The following is a 24333-nucleotide window of genomic DNA, read 5'->3' as shown; positions in this document are numbered from 1 at the left end:
GAACCCAATATCGCCCACCATCGCTATCACAGGACTTTCGGAGTTTTCCGAAGGTCCTTTTATCTTTCTGGCCTATCGTCTGGCTGCTGTAAAATTAAAAAGACAAAGTAAGTGCCACAGCGTCGGGTATTGGCGCTTGTCCATCATCTGCGTAGGATTTTCCGCTCATAGATGATGACCATTTTGTAAAAAATGGTATAATTTTAATTATGGAGTTTATGAGTAATCATACATTACGTCATGGGAAGGAAGAGTTTATATGGTTGCACTGACCGGAAAGCGTATATTGCTATGTGAAGACCACTCTTTAAACGCCTCTATCACTATAAAGGTACTTGAACATGAGGGCATTTCCGTGGTACATGCGGATAACGGCAAGTCTGGGCTTGAGCTGTTCCTTAATGAGCCGGCGGGATACTTTGACGCGATCCTGATGGACATCAGTATGCCGGTAATGGACGGTCTTGACGCGGCCAGGGCTATTCGCTCCAGCCGCAAGGCCGACGCCGGAACGATACCGATAATTGCGATGACCGCGAAGGACTGCGGCGAGGACAGGAACAACTCTCTGGCGGCCGGAATGAACGCCCATTTTGCCAAACCGGTAGACCCGACAAACCTGTACAATATCCTGGCTGCGCTGATAAAAGCGTAAATATGGATTTTCGGTGCATAATATCGACAGGCTATAGAATCTCTTATCAAATTGAGCGGCAGTTTTTTGTGTTATCGGACGGGTTTAAAAAACTAAAAAATCGATATTTCCCGAATGCGGAACATCATTATCTCGTTTTATGCCGCGGTGTGTTGTTCTGCATTTTGTTTTGCCTGCTGTCCGTCCCCTGGAGAACCGAGGCTTTTTCCTCGGTAGATTTTTACCGGGCGGCGAAAAGGTATAAGAGTGTAAATCCATTTGGAGCCGCCGTTCACTGTTCGCATGAGACCGGCGACTGGCAGAGCCGCCTTTGGCGCGAGGGCAACAATGGCGCGGGGATAAAGGCAAACAGCGCCTGGAAGATGCTGGGCATGCCGTATATCGATACGGAGAGCGAGGAGCGCGTCGGCGGAAAGAGTATGATGGTTGCGTCCTCATTCAGAAAGTATGGGTCGCTGAAGAAGTTCCTCGGCGATTATTCCCGGAAAATAAGGGATGACTATCCTCTTTCGGCGAAGCATAATAATAATATATGGGGATACCTTGGCGGCCTGTACAAAGGAAGGTATGGAAAATGGGCCACGGATCACAGATATTTTGAAAAACTCGCTGTAAAGGCTGTAAAATTGGCACCGGAGGTATACGGTCCTTCATGGAAAAGGAAATTGTACAGACAGTTTGAGACCGCGAAGGGCTTCGGGATACTTGAGGAGTGGCAGATTATAGCCGTTGAGAGGGCGCTGGGAGGCGGATCATGATTAAAGGCATCGGTATCGATCTATGCGACATAGAGCGGATGAAAAAGGCCGCCGCGCGCGCTGGCTTTGTTGAACGTCTGTTCTCAAAGAACGAGATCGCGTATGCCGGAGACAGGGCGGACGCCGCGCTGCACTATGCGGCGGCCTTTGCCGCAAAAGAGGCGTTGGCCAAGGCCGGGGGCTGGGGGCTGGGGAAGATGGGGCTCGATGCCTGCGAGGTCATCCGCACTGAGAAAGGGCCTATTTTCAATTTCAGCGCCGACTTTCAGAGCCGCCTCGACGAAGAGGGAATAAACCAAGTTTTTCTTAGCATTTCGCATGAGTCGGGCATGGCCGCCGCCATGGTCGTTTTGGAGGGATGACGGTGAAAAATTTTTATTTGCCTGCGGATATACGTGAAGCGGACATTATCGCCGCCGATAAATATGGCGTGCCGTCCGTGGTGCTGATGGAGAATGCCGCAAAAAACGCCGCCCGTGAGGCCGTCAGGCTGTCAGGTGATCCAAAGGGCAGTTTTGTGGTGTTGGCGGGGCGCGGAAACAACGGCGGCGACGGCTTTGCCGCGGCGCGCCACCTCATCATCGGCGGAGCGGAGGTAACGGTGCTGAAAAGCGACGCCGACGAAGCCTACAGAAACGACGCCGCCGTAAATCTTGCGATACTGAGACGGCTGAATGGTGGCCGCCTGCGGATTTTTGATACGCCGAAGCTGATCGATTCCGAGATATCGGCGCTGCTTGACGGCGCCGGCTGTATCGTAGAGGGATTGCTCGGGACCGGGACGGCGGGAGCTCCGCGTAAGGAGCCCGCGCGTCTCATAAGGCTTTTGGAGGGGCGTAAAAAGATTTTGTCCCTGGATATCCCCTCCGGCATCGATCCGGAAAACGGAGCTGTCTACGATCCCTGTGTGAAGGCCGCAGAGACGGTTACCTTCCTGGCACCCAAGCGCGGAATGGCCTTCCTGCCGGCGTTGGAGGCCTGCGGCAGGATAATAACGGCGGATATCGGCATACCGTCTAATGCCATACTGCCCCAAAAGCCTGTTCTGAGTCTCTGGGGGCTGGATGATTTGCACGACCTGCTGCCTGAAGTTTCGCGCAGCATACATAAGACGGACCGCGGCAATCTGCTTATATATTCGGGCAGCGGCAGCTATCGCGGCGCGCCGCTGCTTACGGCCAGAGGCGCTCTGCGCGCGGGCGCGGGGCTCGTTTTTATGGCGGTGCCGGATTTCATAGCGCCGCACCTTTCCGCCGAGATGCCGGAGGTCATCGTCCTGCCGCTTGCCACGAGAAACGGCGAGGTCGAGAGCGCTCCGGCTGTGTCCGTTCTTGCCGAATGTCTGCCTAAATGCGCGGCGCTTGTCGCCGGCCCGGGCTGCGGACGCTCCGACGGGGTCGGAGAATTATTTTCCTGGCTTTGGCAAAACTGCCGGCTGCCGATGCTGCTTGACGCGGACATGCTCTGGTTTTTCGCGCAAAGCGGGGCAGGGCTCCCCTCGCGCGAAGACGTTTTGCTGACCCCGCATAGCGCGGAGGCAGGGCGTATTCTTGGCCTGTCTCCCGCCGAAGTAGATGCGGGGCGCGCGGATTGCGTCAAGGCACTTGCCGTTAAGACGGGGCAGGCTCTGCTTAAGGGACGAAACACTCTGATTGCCTCGGGCGGGCCGTTACGGATGATCGGCACGGGTTCGCCCGCGCTCGCCGTCCCAGGCTCGGGCGATGTGTTGAGCGGGATAATCGGCGCCTTTATCGCCGCCGGACTTTCGATCGCCGATGCCGCGACGGCGGGGGCTTTGGCTCACGGCGCCGCGGGCGAAGTTTTGGAGGCCCGCTTCGGGCTGCGCGGCGCATTCGCAAGGGAGATAGCGGATGAAATTCCAGCGATACTCAGATAAGTGCTTCGCCGTTATTAGCGACGGCCCGGAAGAGACTTACCTTGCAGGGACGGCGCTGGGGAGGGTCGTATATCCCGGGCTTCTCATCCTGCTCAAGGGAACGCTGGGAATGGGAAAGACAAAGCTTGCCCAGGGTATCGGCCATACGTTGGGATACGAACGCGTAAAGAGTCCGACGTTCATTATAATGAGCGAATACGAGGGCACGGTCCCTTTTCTTCACGTCGACCTTTACCGGCTGGAAGAGGAGGTGGAGATAGATTCGCTTGGGATAGAAGAATACCTCGAAGATGGCTATGCGGCGGTCGTTGAGTGGGCGGACCGGTGGCCGGAGGCCCCGGAAAACGGTAGGATAGATATTGAATTTGAGACGGCCCCCGGGGGCAGTGAATCCAGAATGTTAACCTTTACCCGCCATGGCGGCGGACCGCGCGAGGCCTTTGAGCGGCTTGCCGAGGAGATAAAATCGATGGGGATGACGAAATGAAGATACTGGGGATAAACTGTGCCGGACGATGGACAAACGTCGGCCTCGCGATAGACGGGAAAGCGGCCGGCGGGAGCAGCCAGGAACTTGGGCGCAGGCAGTCGGAAGAATTGCCTGTCATCGCGGCGGCACTTTTGGAAGAGGCGGGGATCACGTTTGCCGAGATAGATCGTATCGCGGTCGGCACAGGTCCCGGCTATTATACGGGGATCCGTGCCGGTATCGCCTATGGAGCGGCACTCGCCGAGGCGCTGCGCGTACCGGTGGTGCCGTTGTCGTCGCTGGAAATATTTATTTGGGATCTTAAGGAGAGACACGATTGCCTCGCGCCTGTTTTCAAAGCAAAGCGCGGTCACTGCTATGCCGCGGTATACGATTCGCTGTATGGACGCGCCCTTGTATCTCCCCGGTTTGTTTCCGAGGACGCGCTGATAGAAATATTGAGAGGATATCCGGGAGCGGCGATCGTATCTCCCGACATCGGCCAGTACGCCGGACTGCGGGAATGCGGCCATGCCGTGATAGAGCGGGAGAGCGCCGACGGAGCGGCATGTGCCCTCATGGGCGAATTTTATTCGGACAACGCGGTCTCGCCGCGCGACGTCCGCGGACAATATCTGCGTGAGCCTGACATCGGGCCGTGCGATTGATAAATGTTCGCAATATTTTTAAGTTATCAGAAAATAAAGAATTTAATCTTTTCCTTGAATAAATTCACAACTTTTGGCATAATACGAAGAGTTATGCCAATCGCGTCTCTGTAATTCTGGTTGACAGACAAAATCGATTAGATGTGTGGAAGGAAGGTGGGTCTTTTGGCGAAGAAGTTCAACATCGAAATAGTTGAGAAATGGTGTAAAGGATGTGGCCTCTGTATCGCTATATGCCCCAAGAAGGTTCTGGAACTTAACGATCAGGTTAAGTGCGTCGCAGTTCGTCCGGAGGACTGCATTGGCTGCCGTCAGTGCGAGAATATCTGCCCTGACCTGGCAATCACTGTTAAGGAGTGTGAATAATTATGGCCCAGAACGAATTTTGGCAGGGTAATAAGGCCATAGCAATGGGCGCTATCGCCGCGGGATGCAGATTCTTCGGCGGATATCCTATCACCCCGTCAACAGAGGTAATGGAAGTTATGTCCGAAGAGCTTCCGAAGCTGGGCGGAAAGTTCGTTCAGATGGAGGACGAGATCGGCGGTATCGCTGCCACCCTCGGCGCCTCGATAGCGGGCAAGAAGGCAATGACAGCGAGCTCAGGCCCCGGAATCTCCCTTAAACAGGAGCTCCTCGGCTATGGATATATCGCGGAGATTCCCATGGTCCTCGCCGACATCCAGCGCGGCGGCCCCTCTACCGGTCTTCCCACAAAGGTTTCCCAGGCCGACGTCATGCAGGCCAAATGGGGAACGCACGGCGACCACGCCACTATCGCGTATGCTCCCTGCTCGATCCCCGAGTGCTACTCGCTCACGGTCAAGGCTTTCAACATGGCAGAGCGCTTCCGCCAGCCCGTCCTTGTCATGGCTGACGAGGTCATCGGACACATGCGTGAGAAGATCACCATCCCCGAACCCGGCACCTATGAAGTGATCGACCGCAAAAAGCCTACGGTCGCTCCCGATGATTTCGTGCCCTACCGTCCCGATGCCGACGACGTCCCTCCGATGCCCGCATTCGGTGATGGCTACCGTTGGCACGTTACGGGGCTTACCACGAACGAGTGGGGCTTCCCGACAAATGACGCTCCCGATATCGACCTCAAGGCTAACCGCATCATCCGTAAGGTTGACCGTTGCCGCGACGAGATCGTCGAATACAGAGAAGACTTTATGGAAGACGCCGAGATCGTCGTAATCTCTTACGGTTCGGTCTCCCGCTCGTCGCTGCGCGCGATCCGCGAGCTTCGCGAGCAGGGCGTAAAGGTCGGACATTTCCGCCCGATCACACTGTGGCCCTTCCCGGATAAAGAAATAGCCGCCTTCTCAAAGAAGGTAAAGCACATCATCGTACCGGAGCTCAACGCCGGACAGATGGTGCTCGAAGTAGAAAGAGCCGTTAAGGGCAACTGCGAAGTACACGCGAAGAACCTTATCAACGGCGAACTCTACAAGCCGGCTGAGATTATGTCCTTCATCAAGGAGGTGGCGTAACTATGCCACGCGAAGATGTAAAGAAACTCCTGCGCTCAAAGTTCATGCCCCATATCTGGTGCCCCGGCTGCGGACACGGTATCATCATGCATTCCATCCTCCGCGCCATTGCCGACCTTGACATCCCCAGGGAGCAGGTCTGCATCTCATCAGGTATCGGCTGCTCAAGCCGTATGCCCGGATATATCGACGCCTGCACGCTCCACACGGCGCACGGACGTTCGCTCGCGTTCGCGACGGGCGTTAAAATGGCCAATCCAGATCTCACGATCGTCAACGTTATGGGAGACGGAGACGGCACCGCGATCGGCGGAAACCACTTCATCCACGCCTGCCGCCGTAACATCGGTATCACAGCCGTTCTGATGAACAACAACATCTACGGTATGACGGGCGGACAGGCTTCGCCGACGACGCCGGAAGGCGCCTTCGCCGCGACGGCCCCCTACGGATCGATAGACCCGACGTTCGACATCTGCAAGCTCGCCGCCGGCGCGGGCGCGACCTTTGTGGCGCGCGCCACGGTAGCGAACCCCGTGATGTGCGAACAGATACTCAAGAAGGCGATCGAACATCAGAAGAAGGGCTTTGCGCTCGTCGAGATCATCTCCTTCTGCCATACGCAGTTTGGCCGCAAGAACAAGCGCAGCCGTCCGACAGACAACATCAAGTTCCTTAAGGAGCATACGGTCCTTAAGGCTCAGGCTGACAAGATGACCCCCGAGGAGCTCGAGGGCAAGATCGTTGTCGGCGAATTTGTCAACATAGAAAACGCCCGCGAATACACCGACCGCTACAACGACGTTATCGCGCGCGCGCAGGGAAAGGCATAGGAGGTACGGATCATGGGCGATCGTTTTGAAATTCGCGTTGCTGGATCCGGCGGACAGGGAGTAATCCTCGCCGCAGTGATCCTTGGTGAGGCCGCCGCTCTCCGTACGGAGGGCCTCAATTCGGTTCAGAGCCAGGCTTATGGCCCGGAAGCCCGCGGCGGCGCTTCGAAATCTGAAGTGGTCTACGACCGCGACGAAATAGATTATCCGAAGGCTGCCCATCCCAACCTTCAGGTCATCCTTACTCAGAAAGCCTGCGACACTTACAGCCACGATACGGCTAAGGGCGCGACCGTCATTCTCGATGATTTCTTTGTGACGGACCCCCCGAAACTTGACGCCGACATCTACATGCTCCCCATCGTAAGAACGGCCCGCGAGAAACTTGGACGCGAGCTCGTCGTCAACATGGTGGCGCTTGGGACGGCTGCGAAGGTGCTTGAGGACAAGGGGCTGACGAAGCCCGAGGCGATCAAAGACGCCATCCTTGCCCGCGTTCCCAAGGGAACCGAAGAGCTTAACGAAAAGGCCTTCGAAGAGGGTTACAAGATGATGTCCGAGGCAGTGGCGGCGAAGAAATAGCTTCACAGCCTGGACGCAAGAATATAAAAGAGGGGCTTCTCACGTAAGAGGCCCCTCTTTTTGTCGTAATATTGAGATTGGAATATCGCCTGTTTCGCCGATGATTTACGGACGGGCCGTGAGCCACTGCTGCACGCGTTCGCCTTTCGGCAGGTATTCCATATCCTTCCATGTGTAGAAGAGGCCTTCGGCGGCCTGTACCGTATAGCCGTCCTGTCTGTGGTCCAGCACGTCATAGCTGTCCATGAAGATAATCACGTCGTCGGTCGTCTTTTCGGTGTTCATCGTGTCGTATCCGATGATGACGCGCCAATGGCCGCCCCAGTACATGTTCTCTACCATCACGGGCACGCCCTCGCGCAAGTTTTTAAGGATGAAGTTTCTGAATTGTTCGGGGGTCTCAAAGTCATGAGCCCTGTTCTTAGGGCGGTCCAGGCTTGAGGCTACCTTCCAGCCGATGGATTTAAAGAACTTCACCATGCCGGAGGTCGAAGTTCCCATCTCTCCGCCATTCTTTGCCTCATGCAGCGTTCCCATCAAGATAGATAGCATATGTTCGTCATACTTTTTATTGCCGAAATAGTAGAGCACCGTAAGAGCGGCGGCAGGGCCGCAGGTGACCTCCGTCGTCTGCTGGTAGGTGGGGAAAGCGCTCAAGATCGTAAGGCCTTTTGAATTGCTTTTCAGCGCATAATAATCCATGACCGGGAAATAGGGTGAATCCTTCACGTCACCCGCCGCGTTATATGAAGAGGCCCCCGACGACTGCGTGTCGAGTTCATGAGGGAACGGTACGACACGTTCGGCGGCTCCCGCGGTCGGACAAGTGATGATCAGGGCAGTTAACAGTATGTAAAATCGTAATTTTTTCATGAAAAACATCTCCTTTTTGAATACGTATTATGATAACATAAAATTAAAAGCCGCTTCGGAGCATTCGGCATAGTTTTACTGAATTGACGAACTGCCGGTCAGTCGGCCTCAGACCCTTTATCCGCACCGGCGGCCATCCACAGCGCAAGAATGACCGTCGCCGAGCCGGCGGTAAGAAAAATATCCGCCGCGTTCACCCACAAGCCTGACCTGAAAAAGAACTCCGAAAAGGGAAGTGGCAGCCAATCTATCACGCGGCCGTGGGCCAGTCTGTCGGCAAGGTTGCCGGCGGTCCCGCCAAACATCATTCCGCATCCGAGATAGAACGCAGGGCCTCTTCTGCCGGAGGATCTTATACAGAGAATGAGCAATACAAAGAGAATCACGATATTGGCTGCCGATAGGGCGGCAGGATCGACTGAATTGAAGAGCCCGAACGAGACGCCCTCGTTGAAGCTGGTCTTCCAAGCCAGCCTCTGCGCAGCGATTTTTGTCAGGTGATCGACAAGAAAAGAGAAAACGGCGGCGGTCAAAAAAACTGCCGTCCTTGAAACAGGATATTTCTTCAATCGATCCCCTCCGTCGTTGTAAAATCATTTGCGCCCATCCGCCCGGATGCGCCGTCGCCGGAGCCCCGGTGTGAGCGGCGGTCATTTCGCAACGCTTATCATTATATTCTCTTCAAGCCATGGGAGAAACCCCTTTTTCTCCGTGGTCAGGGACACTAGCGCCAGATAATATGCGGCTTCAGTTATAAAATAAATCTTGCCCGCGCAATGACACGGTTTTTAGTGTATAGTATCTTACATGATACAGGGTGATAAAATACGCGTGACAGTTGCAGATCTTAATAATGAGGGCGAAGGCGTGGTCCGCGCCGGAGAGGAAAGGTTCGTGATATTTGTCCCGGACGCTCTTCCCGGTGAAGAGGTGGAGGCGCGCATCGTCTCAAAAAAGAAAAATTACGGGACGGCCAAGGTCATACGGCGGATATCCGAATCGCCCCTGCGCACGCCGCCGAATTGCGGCGCTTTTGGGCGCTGCGGCGGCTGTCAGCTTCAGCATATATCGTACGACGCACAGCTTGAGCTGAAAAGAAGGACGGTATTTGACGCCCTTACAAGGATAGGCGAAATAACGAATCCGAACGTGCTTGAATGCGTCCCGTCGCCACAGCGGTGGGGCTGCCGTAATAAAGCCTCGCTGCCGGTGCAGAGCCTTCGCGGAGAAAACCTGCGCGCCGGTTTTTACAGGCCGAGGAGCCACGATATAATACCTTATTCAAATTGTCCAGTGCTGCTGCCAAAAATAAACCAAAACCTGCGGGAGCTTCTCGCGGCGCTGCGCGAAGAGGGTTTCTGCGGGGCCAAAGAGGGGGGGCGGCCGCAGCCGCACGAGCTGATACGCCATATCGTGGTTCGACAGGCGCAGTTTGGCGAAGATTCTCTGTGCGCGGTGGTCGGCAGAAGGCCGCTTGCTAAAAAAGAAGAAAACAAACTTCGCTCCATCGCTGAAAAAATAGCGGGGTTTTCCGGGATGGTCTACAACATAAACGAGGCGTCCGGAAACTTCATTTGGGGAAGCAGGACCGTATCTTTATTTGGCGAAGAGCGGATGAGCGAACAACTTGGGAGATACAAATTCACCTTTGAAGCGAGCTCCTTTTTTCAGGTAAATTCAGCGCAGGCCCGCAACCTCTACGAATATGCGTCGGAGCTGGCGCTTGCCGGCGGGGCGGACAGGATACTCGAGCTCTATTCCGGCGTCGGCAGCCTCACCGTCTTTCTCGCCGCGGGCGGAGCCGAGGTGACGGCCGTCGAGAGCTGGCAGCCGGCGGCGAAATATATTGCCGTGAACGCCGGGCGCAATGGAATAAAAAAGATAATCCCGCACACCGCGCAGGCCGAGGACATCGCCGGCAGCCTCAGCGGCAACAGGTACGGCGTCGTCGTAGTGGACCCGCCGCGCTCCGGCTGTGATGAAAAGGTGCTCGCCGCCATATTGAAAATAGCCCCGGAACGGATAGTCTACGTTTCCTGCAACCCGGCGACCCTGGCGAGAGATACAAAGCGCCTAGCCGAAGGCGGCTACGCACTGTCGCTGGCGCGCCCCTTTGACATGTTCCCACAGACGGGGCACGTTGAGAGTGTCGTGTTGATGTCAAGGGTTCAGAAGTAATGTGTGAAAAAGGCTTGAAATAAAGGGCTTTCTGAGGGCTGGAGGTTAAACTTCAGCCCTCAAATTTTTGGTTGTAATCGAGGAACTAAACATATCCACTGCAAAAATGCCGTAGGGTCGAGTTGACAGCTTGAAAACGGGTAGGTTGTGGAGATAGGATTGTTAAGATGTGATGGCAAGTTGACGGAATGATTGTAAATTGATTTTTCGCTAGAGTATATGGGTGGTTTGAAGAAAAATAGGCTATTCATCATGCGTGAAAATACACTTGATGTTGATTAGCCACAAGAGGCGGATATGGAAAAGAGAGTAAACTATATCCCCGCTGTACGTTCCAAGATTGAAAAGAAAGTTGGAATTTATTGCAGGGTTAGTGCAAATGATATGGAACAATTAAATAGTCTTACCGCTCAAATTTCAGCACTCACCGGACATGTGGCTACAGTGGATACTTGGAGATTAGTTGATGTTTATATTGATATTGCTTCTGGTAAATCTAAATCGCCAAGAAAAGACTTTGCTCGTATGATTGAAGATGGCAAGAAAAATAAAATTAATATAGTGATAACCAAAAGTCTTAGCCGGTTTGGCAGGGATACTGTTGATACACTTGAAGCCTTAAAAGTATTAAGAGAATCTGATGTTCGTGTTATTTTCGAACAAGAAAATTTGGACTCTTATGAAACGGACAACCAGCTGATGATTTCCATTGTAGAGGCATTGGCACAAGCAGAAAATGAGAGCAGAAGTGAAAATATAAAATGGGGCATTAAGAAGAAAGTAGAACAAGGCACTTCAAAACTGGCTGATAGAAAATGTTATGGATATGATAGCGATGAGAACGGAAAATTAATTGTTAATGAGGAACAGGTAGCCGTTGTTCAGAAGATTTTCAACTTGTATCTGGGTGGAAAGAGCGTGACAGGCATCCTAAAAGAACTGGAAAATCTAGGTATCAAATCACCAACCGGAAAAGATAAGTGGAACAAACGGACAATTGAGTTGACACTAACCAAACGAAAGTATATCGGAGAAGCAGAACTTTTGAAATCCGATGAAAATAGCACATATTATTTGGTCAGTGATAATAACCCATCAATTATCTCTAAGGAATTTTTTGAGGCAGTGCAAAAAAGAAAAACGCAGAGAAGCAACGTTACAGTAGATGAAAATGGAACGAAGCACCGAAGTTCCAATAAGTATAGTTCCAAGACAAAGTAGACGGATAATCTGCATCATATTTGTATAATAAATGACTTGCTATAAAGAACATAAAGAGTGATATATAGTACTACCAAAAGAAGAAAGGTAGGAATTATATATGATGTACTTGAAGATTGAAAATGAGAATGGAACAATTAACTTTGCTCCAATGGAAAGCGATAATATTTATGTGCTTTGTAAAGATTGTGGAAGTATGGTTCGTGTGAATATAATGCTGAGGAGTTTGATTGGGAAGAAGTACCATTTGAGGATATAGATTTGTGTGCAGAGTGTTCTGCAAGGCGAGACGCTATTGAAGAAGAATATCTGGCACTTGAGAGATCAAGAAACATTATGGAAGTTGTTAGAACAGTTAAAGAGCAAAAGCGTATAGCTGCAGAAGAAGGTAGAACACTTGGCAAGGATGAACTCAAGAGTATTGTAGATATAGCTTCCAAAGAGGCTGTGGCTAAACGTGAATAAGATGTTAGATAAATTTGAATTTGTTAATTACTAGTTATAACAATAATGAGAATGATGAAAATGAGGTGAAGTAGCATGGCAGAAAAACATAAAAGTTTCGATGAGTTTTATTATAGAACAAAGGATGAGAACCAAGACTTAGTTGATTTGGTCGATTATGTTGAGAATAACAAGAATAAACTAGGAAACTATGAAGGTAAGATATTTTGCCCTGAATGCAAGACAGCGGAATTGTATTTTGTACATAAAACGTCTAAGGTAAGAGCACATTTGAGAAGGTGTCCTACATCTAATCACGAGGATGGCTGTACGTATAATTATCAGTATGCCCCAAGAAAGGTTGCAAGGGAATTAATCAATTCCTTGACGTATCCTGAAATCCAGGACAAGCTTGATTCTATGATTAATATGCTTTGCAAAGAACCTGGTAAGAAGAAAGGCTTGATGGGTGCTGGGACAGCTATAAGTACAAAAGATAATCCTATGTTGATTCCTGTGCCAAAGGATGAGGGTAATATAATCAAGGCATTGCGAAGAAAAAAACTAAATGCATGGGTAGATGAGGAAGAAAAGAACGAATTATTTGTTTTTTATGGACAGGTGAAATTGGCAGTTGAAGAGAAAAAATCAGAAAAAGAAGGGAGAGAGCCTTTTACATATTATTGCTTAAATGTATACAATCAAAACAAGGCAGGAAAACCAGTTTTTCGAACAAGTCTATATCGAGGAAAAATAAAAGATGATGTTTCTACTGATGATTTATACTATATTGCGATTATAGGACAGGTTGGAACAAGAGGCTGGAAAATTGATATGGTCAACCCAAATGCAGTAAAATATTGCAAGTGTGAAGAATAAGCCTTTTTGTACTTTCAATTTATCAACTTCCAGTTTATGCTACTAAATAGCCTAGTCATAAATCACATAGTCGAGTTGATAAAATGGTTGTAAATGCAAGAAAACAGCGGATTTTTGGCGCTTGTAAATGTGTTTGGGAATAGCCTAGGTATCTCACGTCGAGACGGTATGCTTGATGTCACACAAAGAGTGAGTGCCCGAGCGCCTTGCCAGGTTCGAAAATTTTTGACTCACTAGATGTGCGATAACGGAGAAAATGTAATAACCAAGGAGGCAGAACATGCTATTTTACTTTACCGCAACTGGGAATAGTTTATATGTAGCAAAACAGCTAGATAGTGAAATCGTTAGTATACCTCAAGAATTAAATAAAATGAATAGACAGTATCGAGCCGAAAAGATAGGAGTTGTTTGTCCTGTTTTCGGTCATGAAATGCCGGAAGCAGTAAAACGGTTTTTAGCTACTTCAAAATTTGTTTGTGATTATTTTTATCTAGTACTTACTTATGGCTTTCATCATGGTGGGGCAGCTGAACTAACACAAGGTTTTTTACGAGGCATTGGCCTTCAGGCTGATTATATAAATACTATAATTATGGTTGATAATGCCATCCCTGCTTTTGATATTGAGCAGCAATTGAATATTGATCCGGAGAAAAAAGTTGACGAACATATTGAAATAATCAAATATGATGTTGCTTCTCGAAAGCACTATGTTCAGGCGGCAACAGAAGCAGACAAAGAGCAGCATAGAGCTTATTTGGCGCTGCCGGTAAAAATTGAGGCGGCGGAAGATAAGCCTTTATATAATGTGATGGATAACTGCATTGGCTGCGGTATTTGCGCCAAAGTTTGCCCCATGGGATGTATTACGGTAGTAGATAAGAAGGCTGAATATGACTATAAGAATTGTACTACATGTTTAGCTTGCATTCATGCTTGTCCACAATTTGCTATTAAATTTACAACATTGCCGGAAAAGAATCCCAAGGTTCACTATCGTAATGAGCACATTTCGCTGGCGGAAATTATTATGGCAAACCAAATAAATAATATGGTTTGAGAGAAAATAACAAAAGCTAGTCTTAAATAGTGTCGGCGATAAATTATACCAAAGCTTTTGTCCATATGGCTGGCTGGGATGATTCATATCTACGAAAACTCATTGAAGGATATTTGATGCATTTGCCCTGCCGGTGATGTAAAAGTACTTGTATTGAGGAGAAAAATGCGAATGGGCGCACCAATCAGATGAGCTGTTATTTTGGAGAGAAAAAATATGAACTACAAAAAATCAATAATATTAAAGGATGGCACGGAATGCTGCCTACGGAATGCAACCTGTAAAGATGCTGAAGGCATTCTTGAAAATTTCAATTTAACTCACAGGCAAACGGATTACTTACTTTCTTATCCAGACGAGAGCAACTTTAGTTTGGAGCAAGAAATTGAATTTTTGAACGATAAAAATGATAATCCGAAGGAAATTCTTATAGCTGCATTGATTGAAGGAAAGGTCGTAGGAACGGCAGGCATTGAGACAGTGGGGAAAAATTATAAAGTCTTGCATAGAGTTTCATTCGGTATCGGTATAGACAAAGCGTACTGGGGATTAGGAATTGGAAAGCAATTGACAAAAACATGCATCGAATGTGCAAGAGAAGCAGGCCATACCCAGCTTGAGCTTGAGGTAGTTTCAGAAAATACACATGCAATATCCATGTATAAAAAAACGGATTTATTGAATACGGGAGGAATCCCAGAGGCTTCAATTCGCGTATATCCGGATTTCAGGAACTTATATACATGTTGTTGGAGCTTTAAGGACGAGGTTTTTTGTACGGCAAATATGGGTAAACTCTTTTTCATATAATTTATAATGTTGGGATAAATTGATCAATTTTCAGATAATGCAATTGATCATTTTTTACTATATTGATCTGCTATAAAGTGCTGTTATTGCTAGGTCCCAGAGATACGAATACCTGTCATTGGAAAATTTTGCGGTAAAATGCGGAAGCTGCCGGCAGCATAGTCTGCCTTTTACGCCGTTCTCTTTAGTGATTTTCGCTGATGTTTTAGCTGTTATCATTGAGACGGCGTATTTCGTTTTTGTTTAGTATGCTATAATGAAAATTAAACAAAATGTCCTTACGCGAGGAGTAGATGTACCCGTGGAAAACGAAAATAACGCAGCAAAAACACCGGATGAGACACAGAATATAGAGAGCAAAAAATATATTATATATGTGATCATTGCATTCGTCGTTATCGCCGCCGCCGGAGGCTGGTGGTACGTTAAAAACGAAGAAAAGAAAAAAGCCGCCGCGGCAGCCGCCGCTATGGTACCGCCGCCGGTCGTGTCGGAGATGGCAGTCAAGCGGTCCGATATGCCGATAACCATGGAATACACGGGACAGACGGCCGGTTTTAGGCAGGCCGAGCTTCGCGCGCAAGTCGGCGGCATCATAAAGAAAAAATCATATAAAGAGGGCATGCCGGTAAAGGCCGGGCAGGTCATGTTCGTCATAGACCAGGCGCCGTACCGCGCGGCCGTCAGCAGGAACTACGCTTCGCTGAAACAGAGCGAGGTGCAGATGAATCTGATGAAGACTGATTTTGACCGCGCCTCGTCCCTTTACAAAAAAAATGCCGTGAGCAAGGCTGAGTTCGACACGGCGGAGTCGAATTTCGAGGCTTCAAAATCGGCGGTCGACGCGTCACGCGCCGCGCTGCGCCAGTCCCAGATAGACCTTGAATGGACGAGTGTGCGAGCCCCGATATCCGGACTGAGCGGCAAAGAAAACTATTCCGTTGGCAACCTTGTGGAGGCCGGCGGTTTACTGACGACGATCGTACAGTCCGACAAGGTCTACGTTGATTTCGCGATCCCCGCCGACACATACCGCAAAAATGCGCAGCTTATATCGCAGGGCCTCCTCAAAACTGAGGCGGGCGGCCCTTACGTTGAGCTGGCGCTTGGGGACGGCACGCGGATAGACAAAAAAGGAAAAATCGACTTCCAGAACCAGTTTGTCACTCCGCAGACCGCCTCGATCAACGCGCGCGCCGTTTTTGACAATAAAGACAATTCGCTCTATTCCGGGCAGTTTGTTCGTGTGTTTGTGAAGGGCTATTATGTCCCAAAGATAATCCAGGTGCCGCTGAAGTCCATCGTGCAGGCCGGCGAGAAATCTTTTGTTTATAAGCTCAATGATGAAAACATCACAGAGAAGACGGAAATAACGATACTTAAAACGATAGACAATACCTGTCTCGTTGGCAGCGGACTCAGCGAAGGTGAAAAGATCGTGCTTGACGGCGTCGCCAAGGTAAAACCGGGCGAAAAGGTAGCTATAGAGGGAGCAAAATAAATGTTTTCCATAATGTTTATAAAACGGCCCATTCTGGCGACCGTTTGCTCGATCATCATCGTCATCGCGGGGATAGTCTCCATCTATACGCTTCCTATCGCACAGTTCCCGGAGCTGGTGCCCCCGCAGGTGACCGTCAGCGCGCAGTATCCGGGAGCGACGCCGGAGGTTATAGCGCAGGTGGTCGCCGCTCCGTTGGAGACACAGATAAACGGCGTCGACGACATGATCTATATGAACTCCGTCAGCAACGGGCAGGGAAACATGACGCTCACCGTTACATTTGAGCTCGGCACGGACTCCGACCAGGCGACGATAAACGTCAACAACCGCGTCCAGATGGCGACGCCCTCCATACCGGCGGAGGTTCGCCAGTATGGCATCATCGTGCAAAAATCGTCTCCGAACATCTTGCTCATATTCTCGCTTTTTTCTCCGCAGGGCATCTACGACACGACCTATATAAGCAACTACGCGCTGCTCAATGTTGTTGACGGGCTCAAGCGTATCCCTGGCGTCAGTGATGTCAACATCTTCACAAACCAGGACTACGCGATGCGCATCTGGCTCAGACCGGACAAGATGTCGCAGCTGGGGATAGCGCCCGCCGACGTCGCCGCCGCGGTAAAGGATCAGAACAGCCAGTACGCGCTCGGACGCTTCGGCGACGCGCCGACTAAGGCCGACCTGCAGAAGACCTATATCATGACGACGACCGGCCGTTTGACGACCGAAGAGGAATTTGAGAATATCATTATCAAGAGCCTTCCCGGAGGAGAGACCGTTTATCTGAAGGATATCGCGCGCGTGCAGCTCGGCGCCAAGAGCTACAGCTTCTCGGGAACGCAGAACGGCACTCCCGCGGTCCCCGTCGGCGTTACGCTCGCGCCGGGGGCCAACGCCATACAGGTATGTGATGAGGTCAAGGCCCAGCTTGCCGAGGCGCAGAAGAAATTTCCCAGCGGTCTTGTTTACGATATCCCCTACGACACGACTACCTTTGTCCGTGTCTCGATAGAAGAGGTCATCGTAACCCTCATCGAGGCGTTGGCCCTGGTCTTTCTTGTCGTGCTGCTATTTTTACAGGATTTCCGCGCCACGATCATTCCCTGCCTCGCCGTTCCCGTCTCTATAATCGGGACGTTTGCGGGATTAAAGGCCTTTGGGTTTTCGATCAACACGCTGACGCTCTTTGGTATCGTTCTGGCGATCGGGCTCGTTGTCGACGACGCGATCGTCGTCATTGAGAATGTCGACCGTCATATGGAGGATGGGCTGTCGCCGTTCGACGCGACCTGTAAGGCGATGGAGGAGGTCACCGCTCCGGTCATCGCCATCGTTCTCGTGCTCACCTCCGTCTTCGTCCCGATTGCCTTTCTCGGGGGGCTCACCGGCGAGCTCTATAAACAGTTTGCGGTGACGATAGCGACCTCTGTCATAATATCAGGCTTTGTGGCGCTCTCGCTCACGCCGGCGCTCTGTGCGATGATCCTGAAACCGTCGGAACACAAACCGAAATTCGTGCTGTTCAGATGGTTCAATACCTTCTTTGAAAAGGTCACGCACGGTTTTTCGTCGTCGGTGCGTGTGATGCTGAAACACGGTATTGTGGTATTCGTGGTTTTCCTGCTGTTTGTCGGGGCCACGGCGCAGATGGCGCTGACGCTGCCGACCTCCCTCGTTCCTGATGAAGACCAGGGGATCATTATGGAATCGATGTCCCTGCCGGACGGAAGCTCGCTTAATCAGACTGAAGACCTGGCAAAGAGGGTCTCGGAGATAACCACCTCCGTGCCGCAGGTGGACACGGCGCTTATCTTCTCTGGCTACAATATAATGAACTCGTCCAACCAGTCGAACTACGGGGCCGGTTTTGTAAAGCTCAAGGACTGGGACCAGCGCAAGGGCCCAGGCGAGGATTCTTTCTCTGTCGCCAACAAGGTGATGGGGAAAGCCTGGGGCATTCCTGACGGGCAGGTATTCGCCTTCAACCCGCCTGCCATCATCGGCATGAGCACCACCGGCGGTGTAGAGGGGTATCTGCAGAGCAGGATAACCACGGATGCCGACGAGATCGAGGCCGTGGTACAGAAGTTCATCGAAGAGGCCGATAAAAGGCCGGAGATCGCGAGCGTGACGACGACATTCTCGACAAAAGTCCCGCAGTATTACGTCCACATCGACCGGGTAAAGGTGAAATCCCTCGGCGTAAGCCTCTCCGACGTATTCGGCGCGATGGGCAGCATATACAGCAACTATTATGTGAATGACTTCGACAAGATGGGGCGCACCTTTCAGGTCCTCATATCAGCCGAATCAAGCTATAGGGACAGGCCGGACGGCATCAAATATACCTATATACGTTCGGAGAACGGGGATATGATACCACTCGAATCGTTGGTCGAACTGCGTCCGACGACGGGGCCGGACACGATGGAGCGTTTCAATGTCTTCCCGTCCGCCAAGCTGACCGGGCAGCCGGCCGCAGGATACACCTCCGGACAGGTCATAAAAGCGCTTGAAGAGGTCGCTTCTACGCTGCCGGACGGTTACACGCTCGCCTGGACCGGTACGGCCTACCAGGAAAAACAGACCGGAGCCGCGACGATGATCGCCTTTGTGCTCGGCATAATAATGGTATTCCTCATTCTCGCGGCCCAGTATGAACGGTGGAGCCTGCCCTTTGCGGTGGTCCTGTCCGTTCCCTTCGCGCTGTTCGGCGCCTTTGTCGCCACGATGATGCGCGGCCTCTCTGACGACCTCTATTTCCAGGTGGCGCTGGTCACGCTCATCGGGCTCTCCGCGAAGAACGCCATTCTGATAGTGGAGTTCGCGCTGGAGGAACATCAGAAGGGGGTGCCGCTGATGCAGGCGGCTGTTAACGCCTCGCACCTCCGTTTCCGTCCGATAATAATGACCTCGCTGGCATTTATACTCGGTGTTCTGCCGCTGGCCGTCAGCACCGGCGCCGGCGCCGCGAGCCGGCACTCGATCGGCACAGGCATAATCGGCGGCATGACGGCTTCAACCGTGATAGGCATATTCTTTGTGCCATGCTTCTTTACAATGGTCATGCGGCTTTCCTCCCGCAAAAAGGATTCCGCATCCGAAACGCCTGCGCCGACAACAGAAGGGGAGGCGAAGTAAATGACTACCAGCGCGCTTTTAGCGGCACTCTTTATCGGGTCGTTCTTTCATATCGATCTTGGTCCCAAGATAACGTCCCCGCTGGCATACGACATGCCTCCGGCCTATGTCGCGTCCATATCCGGCGATCTGCCTGCGGACAAGGCGCCGGCGGCGGAGAAGATAACGCCCAATACCGCCTGGTGGACCCTTTTCAACGAACCGGTCCTCAACCTGTGCGTCGACGAAGCCTTCCGGCGCAACCGCGACCTCGAAGCGGCTCTTGCCGCCGTCGCCCAGTCGCGGGCCTCGTTTAAGGCCGCGCGCGGAGAACAGCGCCCTTCGCTGAACGCCCAGCTGGACGTTTCCCGTTCGTACATACTTGGCGGCGCTGACGGGAAGCGCGATGAGACCAATGTGATAGAGCCCGCGGGCGGCGTCAGCTACGAGATGGACCTGTGGGGCAAGCTTCAGAAGGCTACGCGCGCCGCCAGAGAAAATATTCTGGCGACGGAGGCGGCGAAGGACACCATACGCCTTTCCCTGGCCGGAGAGGTGGCGAAAAACTACTTCTCGATGCGCGCCTCGGACCGGCAGATACAGATAGCTCAGGAGAACCTCAAATCGCAGCAGCGGACCCTTGAATTGAGCAAATACCAGTACGAGCAGGGGCAAGTAAGCGAACTTGAAGTCAGGCGCAACGAGGCGCTTGTTGCCTCCACCGCCGTACAGGTACAGCAGCTTCAGCTCGCAATGACCCAATATGAAACATCACTGCTGCTTTTAATGGGACGCGATCCCAAAGAATTTGCCTCGCGCGAGGTGCCGAGAGGCGCGCACATCGCGGAGCTCCCGCCATGCCCGGCAATCCCGGAGGGACTTCCCGCGCAGCTTTTAACACAGCGCCCTGATATTTTGCAGTCGGTCTTCAATTACAGGACCGCCCTTGCCAACATCGGTTCCGCAAAGGCGGCGCAGTACCCGACGATATCGCTCAGCGGACTGATCGGGAATATCAACAACACCCCCGGAACGATGTTAGACGGGCCGACTGGATGGGCGGCGGCGGCGGGAGTCGTGGCTCCGCTTTATAACGGCGGCAAACTGGCGGCAAATGTGAGGAAGAATGAAGCGGCGGCCCAGCAGGCGCTTGCGCAATACTACAAGACCGTACAGAACGCGATGAAGGAGACGATCGACGCCATCACCGCAAATGAGAAAAGCGAAGCGGTCGTAAGCCTTGAAGTAAAGCAGGAAGAGGCGCAGCGGCGCGCCTATGAGCTTGCCAGGACACAATATCTTGACGGAATGACGAGCCAGCTTGACCTGCTCGACGCGCAGCGCAGCCTTCTTGCCGTGCAGCTGCAGCTGGAGGGGAGCCGCGCCGACCGTCTCAACTCGGCGGTCGGCCTCTGTCTTGCGCTCGGCGGCGGCTGGCAGTACCGCGCCGCCGACGATTTGGAGACGAAGGAACTGCCGACTCCATGGAAAGATAAAAAATCTGAGGGAAAAAAGCAGTAATTTTCTAAAAGGGACTGGCAGAGTTCCGGAAGTTATGCTATTATATCTCCCGTTGATTGCGCGGATATAGCTCAGCTGGTAGAGCATTAGCTTCCCAAGCTAAGGGTCGCGGGTTCGAATCCCGTTGTCCGCTCCAGGTTTCGCCAACTTAGCTCAGTTGGTAGAGCAGCGCACTCGTAATGCGCAGGTCTCCGGTTCGAGTCCGGAAGTTGGCTCCACTGAAGTGTCGAGGGCTTAGGAGAATCTCCTAAGCCCTTTTCTTTTTTTAGATGGTTGTAAAGATAGAGGGAGGGCATGATTTGAATAATAAAAATGAGGTAAACGAGGCCCCCGGACTCAGCGCGCCGATCACGGGCAAAAAAATTTTTTTTGTGCGTCACGGAAAGACGGAATGGAACAATCAGTTTCGTTATCAGGGAGTTACCGATATCCCTCTATGCGAAGAGGGGCGTGAACAGGCGCGCAGGACGGGGCTGCGCTTTGCCAAGGCGAAGATAGAGGCGATAATCAGCAGTCCGCTTTCACGCGCCTACGAAACGGCGGAGAAGATCGCGTGTCACCACGCCGGGATAAATGTAGAAAAGCTGGATCTCCTGGAAGAGGTAAACTTCGGCGAGTGGGAGGGCCTCACCGTAAATGAGATAAAGAATCGTTTCGGCGAAGAACTTTTTTATAAATGGCGCCGGAATCAGCTGCATGTCGACGCGCCTGGAGGAGAAAAGATGGAGCGGCTGTACGCGAGGTCATCTAAGGTTGCGAAGATGCTTCTTACCCGCCCGGAGGATAATATAGTCGTTGTCGGGCACGGGGCGATGCTGCGCGCGTTATTTTTGCCGATGCTGGAGCTGCCGCGCTCAAATATATTCTGGAAGACGCGTATAGATAATTGTTCAATCTCCGCGTTCAGCGTGGAGGCGGGAAACAGGTATATTCTGTCATATCTCAACGACACTTTACATTTAAGGGACTGCGGCGGCGAGATAATTTCAATGCCGATAATATAGAGTCATTTTACATATAATCCCGTCTTTGACACTTTTCAACAATAAAAAGAGCTCTTAACCCATGGTATAACTGGATTAAAGAGCTCTTTACTTTTTGCCGAAAAGTGAGTAATGTCGTAAGCGTCAAACAGTCAGTACCTCCCCTCAAAGCAGGAAGCCTGTTATCATCATTTTGTAGTGGAGGTATGGAGGTATGTGAAAGCTGCGATATGTAACCTGCGACAGAGTATGTGTCAGATAGGGGTAAGCTCATGTAAATTCTGCCGTATCTGTTTGTTGTTTTACGATCTGTCAGTACTCTTTTTCAGACGGCAGGTTTCCGGCAGTTTGTCGCTCCATGGCAGCAGCGTATGGTATTGTTCCGGCTTTATGTTGGGCATGGTCTCAAGTATATGGTTCAGGTATTCAAAGAGTTTTAAGTTGTTTTCTTTGGCGGTCTCTATTATCGAGTAGATCACCGAGCTGCTTTTTGCCCCTTTAGAGGAGCAGCAGAAGAGCCAGTTTTTTCTTCCTATGACGAATGGTTTTATGCTGCGTTCAGCACGGTTGTTGGAGATTTCTATTCTGCCGTCCATGTAGAAGGTCTCAAGGAATATCCTCTGTTCAAGTGCGTAGTGCAGCGCTTTTCCCAGGGTGGATTGCGGCAGTGCGCGGGCGGATGCGGCCCACGCGAAGAAGGCGTCCGTTATCGGTTTGCTTTTTTGAAGGCGTTTCGCATGTCGTTCTTCGGGGGTGAGTTTTTCGTATTCTCTTTCAAGTGCAAAGAGTTTGTCGCAGTATTCAAGTCCGGTCTGCGAGAGAGAGTTTTTTCTTTCTACGGCAGGTATGGAGATAGTTCCTTCGTGGAACTTTCTTCTGGCGTGCGCCCAGCAGCCGCATCGGCGTATGGCGCTGTCGAGTTTGCCATAGCCGGAGTAGCCGTCCGTGTGGAGGCAGCCTTTAAAGCCGCTGAGGAATTTTTTAGGATGGACACTTGACCTGGTCTCCTGATATTCAAAGAGTACGATCGGGACGCTCGCCTCTTTACCTGTACGGTAGAGCCACATGTAGGAGTTTGTCCTTGAGGCTCTGCCGGGTTCTTTCAGGACTTGCACTGTCGTTTCGTCCGCGTGGAGGATGTCCTCTTTCAGCATCTTTGTTCGCATTTCTTCGTATAACGGAAGCAGCCAGTCGGAGGCGCTTTTTATGAGCCAGTTTGACATGGTCTGACGGCTCAGAGAGAGCCCTTCGTTGAGCCATGAGGATTCCTGACGGTAGAGGGGGACTCCCATCGCGTATTTCTGTATCATAATGTTCGCAATAGCTGAGGCGGAGGCCGCGCTTCCCTTTATCACGGGCTCCGGGATCGGGGCCTTGACGATCCCGACTTTGGTGTTTTCCCTCTCGCAGCGACGGCAGGAATAGATGTCGCGGGCGTACTCGCGGATAAATACTTTGGCGGGGACTACTACAAGCTCCCTCCTTGTATTGCAGTTCATCACATGCATCGGACCGCCGCATTCGGGGACAGATACGTTCCTCTTCCGGAAGAGTACATTCAACACGCTCAACCGGAAGCTCGTCAAAATTATCACGGGATACTGACGAACTCTCCCTTTTGCGTCTCCTGTACGTTATCTCTTCAACTTCCGGCTCCGCACGCTTGGGCTCAGACGTATTCTCCGCCTCGTCAAACAAAAGAAGCTGGAGCCCTTGACCCTCTGACTTCTCGCTGGACTGACCATACTGCCGGTGCTGGCTCAGACGAAAACGCTCCTCATACCACTTGACCAATGACGCAAGCTCCTCGTTCTTCTTCTGAAGATCGCGGTGTTCTTCCTCCAAATCGTGATACTTATTGCGTAACGCTTCAAGGGACCGAACAAGATTTTCCATACCTGCAATTATAAATGATGACATAGCATAAATCCAGTCATATCAAGGACTTGCAATTCCGACTATTATCCTGGACCGACGCTGCGGGAAACACTTCACTCATGCTGAGCTTACGCCTCAGCTTCGTTCCGGCAAACAGACAGGAAAACTCCTCGCCGGTGACACTTATCCTCTTCCCATACCCATCCGGGGGCCACGGGAACGTACCACGCTCAAGACGCTTTTGATAAAGCCAAAAACCGTCCCCATCCCATTCGATTATCTTCACGCGATTGCGGCTCTTGTTGCAGAAAATAAACATGGCGGATCCAAAAGAAACACAGGCAAATCTCAGATTTGCGATAGCAGCCAGGCCATCCAACCCCTTACGCATATCAGTGGCGCCGCAGACCAGATATATCTTCTTGCCGGAACACTCCAACATAACAAAACTCCTCCCTGGTTAATGGATTACGGGGAAGAGTTTAATGCTCGTGG

The 24333-nt window shown here is 51.5% G+C and carries 23 protein-coding genes, 2 tRNA genes and 1 pseudogene; 22 read left to right on the top strand and 4 right to left on the bottom strand.

Annotated elements, in window-relative coordinates:
- Window positions 1-259: 259 nt before the first annotated feature.
- The 10 genes from CLOEV_RS07780 (at window position 260) to CLOEV_RS07735 (ending at window position 7361) form a co-directional block, all read left to right on the top strand.
- Window positions 260-655: a response regulator gene (locus CLOEV_RS07780; protein ID WP_034442963.1), complete on the top strand. Its 396-nt coding sequence runs from the start codon at window positions 260-262 to the stop codon at window positions 653-655.
- A 2-nt stretch (window positions 656-657) separates the two neighbouring features.
- Window positions 658-1413 carry a glucosaminidase domain-containing protein gene (locus CLOEV_RS07775; protein WP_084482240.1) on the top strand — a complete coding sequence of 252 codons (756 nt, stop codon included), beginning with the start codon at window positions 658-660 and terminating at the stop codon, window positions 1411-1413.
- Complete coding sequence (gene acpS / locus CLOEV_RS07770; RefSeq protein ID WP_008711847.1) at window positions 1410-1775, top strand: holo-ACP synthase; 366 nt, start codon at window positions 1410-1412, stop codon at window positions 1773-1775. Before CLOEV_RS07775 ends, acpS begins: the two co-directional genes overlap by 4 nt.
- 2 nt (window positions 1776-1777) lie before the next feature.
- The gene (locus tag CLOEV_RS07765) at window positions 1778-3310 is read left to right on the top strand and encodes an NAD(P)H-hydrate dehydratase (protein ID WP_169732209.1); all 1533 of its coding nucleotides are present in this window, start codon (window positions 1778-1780) and stop codon (window positions 3308-3310) included.
- A complete protein-coding gene (gene tsaE, locus CLOEV_RS15990; RefSeq protein WP_051484969.1) occupies window positions 3285-3797 on the top strand; it encodes a tRNA (adenosine(37)-N6)-threonylcarbamoyltransferase complex ATPase subunit type 1 TsaE in 513 nt (170 codons plus the stop codon). The genes CLOEV_RS07765 and tsaE overlap by 26 nt, the downstream gene beginning before the upstream one ends.
- Window positions 3794-4447, top strand: coding sequence for a tRNA (adenosine(37)-N6)-threonylcarbamoyltransferase complex dimerization subunit type 1 TsaB (gene tsaB / locus CLOEV_RS15985; protein WP_051484968.1), 654 nt, complete (start codon window positions 3794-3796; stop codon window positions 4445-4447). Before tsaE ends, tsaB begins: the two co-directional genes overlap by 4 nt.
- A 165-nt stretch (window positions 4448-4612) precedes the next feature.
- Window positions 4613-4813, top strand: coding sequence for a 4Fe-4S dicluster domain-containing protein (locus CLOEV_RS07750; protein ID WP_008711840.1), 201 nt, complete (start codon window positions 4613-4615; stop codon window positions 4811-4813).
- A gap of 2 nt (window positions 4814-4815) precedes the next feature.
- Window positions 4816-5946, top strand: a complete 1131-nt coding sequence (locus CLOEV_RS07745) for a 2-oxoacid:acceptor oxidoreductase subunit alpha (RefSeq protein WP_008711838.1) — start codon at window positions 4816-4818, stop codon at window positions 5944-5946.
- Between the two features lie 2 nt (window positions 5947-5948).
- Window positions 5949-6779, top strand: a complete 831-nt coding sequence (locus tag CLOEV_RS07740; RefSeq protein WP_008711836.1) for a thiamine pyrophosphate-dependent enzyme — start codon at window positions 5949-5951, stop codon at window positions 6777-6779.
- A gap of 12 nt (window positions 6780-6791) precedes the next feature.
- Entirely contained in the window at window positions 6792-7361 is a 570-nt protein-coding gene (locus CLOEV_RS07735) for a 2-oxoacid:acceptor oxidoreductase family protein (protein WP_008711833.1), read from the top strand.
- Window positions 7362-7466: 105 nt separating this feature from the next.
- Here the strand turns inward: CLOEV_RS07735 and CLOEV_RS07730 are convergent, their stop codons facing one another.
- Together CLOEV_RS07730 and CLOEV_RS07725 are read right to left on the bottom strand one after the other, a co-directional pair.
- Window positions 7467-8234 (bottom strand): C39 family peptidase, encoded by a 768-nt coding sequence (locus tag CLOEV_RS07730; protein ID WP_034442954.1) that lies wholly within the window; start codon window positions 8232-8234, stop codon window positions 7467-7469.
- Between the two features lie 98 nt (window positions 8235-8332).
- Window positions 8333-8803 carry a signal peptidase II gene (locus CLOEV_RS07725; RefSeq protein WP_034442951.1) on the bottom strand — a complete coding sequence of 157 codons (471 nt, stop codon included), beginning with the start codon at window positions 8801-8803 and terminating at the stop codon, window positions 8333-8335.
- A 238-nt stretch (window positions 8804-9041) separates the two neighbouring features.
- On the opposite strand from CLOEV_RS07725, the gene rlmD reads away from it, so the two are divergent.
- From rlmD to CLOEV_RS07670, 12 genes are all read left to right on the top strand, one after another.
- Window positions 9042-10412, top strand: a complete 1371-nt coding sequence (gene rlmD / locus CLOEV_RS07720; protein ID WP_034442947.1) for a 23S rRNA (uracil(1939)-C(5))-methyltransferase RlmD — start codon at window positions 9042-9044, stop codon at window positions 10410-10412.
- A gap of 297 nt (window positions 10413-10709) precedes the next feature.
- Window positions 10710-11633, top strand: coding sequence for a recombinase family protein (locus CLOEV_RS07715; protein WP_034442945.1), 924 nt, complete (start codon window positions 10710-10712; stop codon window positions 11631-11633).
- Between the two features lie 186 nt (window positions 11634-11819).
- Window positions 11820-12098 (top strand): hypothetical protein, encoded by a 279-nt coding sequence (locus tag CLOEV_RS16790; protein ID WP_147564232.1) that lies wholly within the window; start codon window positions 11820-11822, stop codon window positions 12096-12098.
- 75 nt (window positions 12099-12173) lie between these two features.
- Window positions 12174-12956: a hypothetical protein gene (locus CLOEV_RS07710; protein ID WP_034442942.1), complete on the top strand. Its 783-nt coding sequence runs from the start codon at window positions 12174-12176 to the stop codon at window positions 12954-12956.
- Window positions 12957-13236: 280 nt separating this feature from the next.
- Window positions 13237-14019: an EFR1 family ferrodoxin gene (locus CLOEV_RS07705; protein ID WP_034442939.1), complete on the top strand. Its 783-nt coding sequence runs from the start codon at window positions 13237-13239 to the stop codon at window positions 14017-14019.
- A 216-nt stretch (window positions 14020-14235) separates the two neighbouring features.
- Complete coding sequence (locus CLOEV_RS07700) at window positions 14236-14829, top strand: GNAT family N-acetyltransferase (protein ID WP_218915511.1); 594 nt, start codon at window positions 14236-14238, stop codon at window positions 14827-14829.
- 301 nt (window positions 14830-15130) lie between these two features.
- Window positions 15131-16330, top strand: a complete 1200-nt coding sequence (locus tag CLOEV_RS07695; RefSeq protein WP_051484966.1) for an efflux RND transporter periplasmic adaptor subunit — start codon at window positions 15131-15133, stop codon at window positions 16328-16330.
- On the top strand, window positions 16331-19477 hold the full coding sequence (locus tag CLOEV_RS07690) for an efflux RND transporter permease subunit (protein WP_034442935.1): 3147 nt from the start codon (window positions 16331-16333) through the stop codon (window positions 19475-19477).
- Entirely contained in the window at window positions 19478-20977 is a 1500-nt protein-coding gene (locus tag CLOEV_RS07685; RefSeq protein ID WP_034442934.1) for an efflux transporter outer membrane subunit, read from the top strand.
- A gap of 60 nt (window positions 20978-21037) precedes the next feature.
- A tRNA-Gly gene (locus CLOEV_RS07680) sits at window positions 21038-21113 on the top strand.
- 6 nt (window positions 21114-21119) lie between these two features.
- Window positions 21120-21195, top strand: a tRNA-Thr gene (locus CLOEV_RS07675).
- An 81-nt stretch (window positions 21196-21276) separates the two neighbouring features.
- Window positions 21277-21981 carry a histidine phosphatase family protein gene (locus CLOEV_RS07670; protein WP_051484965.1) on the top strand — a complete coding sequence of 235 codons (705 nt, stop codon included), beginning with the start codon at window positions 21277-21279 and terminating at the stop codon, window positions 21979-21981.
- Between the two features lie 281 nt (window positions 21982-22262).
- Here the strand turns inward: CLOEV_RS07670 and tnpC are convergent.
- Together tnpC and tnpB are read right to left on the bottom strand one after the other, a co-directional pair.
- Window positions 22263-23880 (bottom strand): annotated as a pseudogene (gene tnpC / locus CLOEV_RS07665) (IS66 family transposase).
- A 13-nt stretch (window positions 23881-23893) separates the two neighbouring features.
- The gene (gene tnpB, locus CLOEV_RS07660) at window positions 23894-24280 is read right to left on the bottom strand and encodes an IS66 family insertion sequence element accessory protein TnpB (protein WP_034442931.1); all 387 of its coding nucleotides are present in this window, start codon (window positions 24278-24280) and stop codon (window positions 23894-23896) included.
- Between the last annotated feature and the right edge of the window lie 53 nt (window positions 24281-24333).

Source organism: Cloacibacillus evryensis DSM 19522 (genome assembly GCF_000585335.1).
Lineage (GTDB): Bacteria > Synergistota > Synergistia > Synergistales > Synergistaceae > Cloacibacillus > Cloacibacillus evryensis.
Note: the sequence above shows the minus strand (reverse complement) of the source record. Positions and strands in the feature narration are given on the sequence as shown.